The 1,668-nt window shown below is 45.3% G+C and carries 1 protein-coding gene; it reads right to left on the bottom strand.

What is annotated here, in order from left to right; all coding sequences use genetic code 11:
- On the bottom strand, positions 1–1,465 hold a 1,465-nt coding region (locus tag GRP75_RS26270; RefSeq protein WP_160790812.1), incomplete at its 3' end, for a peptidoglycan D,D-transpeptidase FtsI family protein.
- Between the last annotated feature and the right edge of the window lie 203 nt (positions 1,466–1,668).

The following is a 1,668-nucleotide window of genomic DNA, read 5'->3' as shown; positions in this document are numbered from 1 at the left end:
CGACCTGCTCCAGATAGCTGCTTGTCTGGACTGCCGATTCCCGAGTAATCACTTGGCGGACTTCCTTCGGTTGAATCGTCTGAACTTCGCCTGTATCTGGGTTCATGATTTCTTTCACCAGATGAGGTTGCATCAGCTTCCCCCCGTTAGCAATTGCCGAGATTGCAGCTACCTGCTGGATTGGCGTTACCTGAACACGTCCGTGTCCATACGAAGCCGTTGCCACCTCGGATTTGTACTGGGTATGGAAAGTAATAGCTCCGGTAGACTCACTCGGAAGATCAATGCCTGTTTTCACGCCGAATCCAAAGTTATTAATATATTTCTTCAGCCTTTCGCCACCCAACTTATCCAATCCCAGATGGACGAAACCGACGTTACTTGAACGCTTGACCCCCTGAAGATAGGTTAACGTTCCCCAGTTACGGCTTACGTCACGAATATCCCAGCCTCCGACCCGAATCATACCAGATTGGTAGGATTCATTTGGATTGAACACCTTTTCTTGAACCGCAGCTGCCAAGGTGACAATCTTAAACGTGGAGCCAGGCTCGTAGATAGATTGAGTAGCATTATTACGGAAATATTCCAAGGGTGTACTCCCATATGTATTGGGATTAAAATTCGGATAAGTTGCCATACCGAGAACATCCATCGTCTGAGGATCAGCAGCTACAACAGTCATCGTTTTCGGGTTGTATTTTGCAATAGCTTCCTGCATGGCATCCTCTATATAATACTGAATCGTATCGTCAATCGTCAGCTTTAAATTTTTACCATTTTGTGCCGGCTCATAGACACTTTCCGATCCTTGAAGAGGAACTCCCTTCCGATCCCGCTGATACAGAAGCTTTCCAGCCGTCCCCGAGAGCTCTTTATTATAATAAGCTTCCAACCCCATACCTGCTGTGCCATCTTTTCTTTGATAGCCAAGAACATGGGAAGCCAGCTTATTTTCCGGATAATAGCGTTTGGATTCTTGAACGGTGTCCACAGCTCCAATTACTTCATACTTATCCTTCAAATACTCTTTGAACGTATCCACTTGTGCCTTGACCTCAGGATCTACCTTCCAGCCCCCATTACGAATCTCGCGATTTTTTAAGTAGTTCCCCTTTTTATCCTTTGCAGAAAGATGTCCTCTCAGCTCATCCTCAGGCGTTTTGAGTAACTGGTGCAGCTTAGCTACAACCTCATTCTCCAAATCATACTCCTGAATGATACTAGGATTGACAACTACCGTATAAGCCGGTGCATCCGTAGCCAATACGTTTCCTTTACGGTCCGTAATGGTTCCACGCTTGGGCTGAATCACCTGATCTCTTTCTACTTGATTAACTACCAGGTTATGCCAGTACTCCCCACTCACAACTTGAATCCAAAATACCTTAAGTAGCAGAACAAGAAAAAAGAGGGTAATACATCCCCCTATTAGCAGTGTGCGAAGCTTTATTCTTTTGACCATAGCTCAAACCTCTCTGCAAAAAAATGTACGTCAGAGCATAGCTTGATGCTATGCCCTTAACTATTTGGCAGCCTGCTTTTCCACACGAATGGGCTCTCTTGTTGGTTCGATATATCCTTGTTGCTTTGCAGTCGGCACGAGCTGATTTTCCAGACGCTCCTTTTGAATCTTCATTTGGTCGATGTTGGTCTGTACTTTGGAAA

It is taken from the genome of Paenibacillus sp. OT2-17 (assembly GCF_009827695.1).
Classification (GTDB): domain Bacteria; phylum Bacillota; class Bacilli; order Paenibacillales; family Paenibacillaceae; genus Paenibacillus; species Paenibacillus polymyxa_B.
The sequence above is the reverse complement of the archived record's forward strand: the minus strand, read 5'-3'. Positions and strand labels throughout refer to the sequence as shown.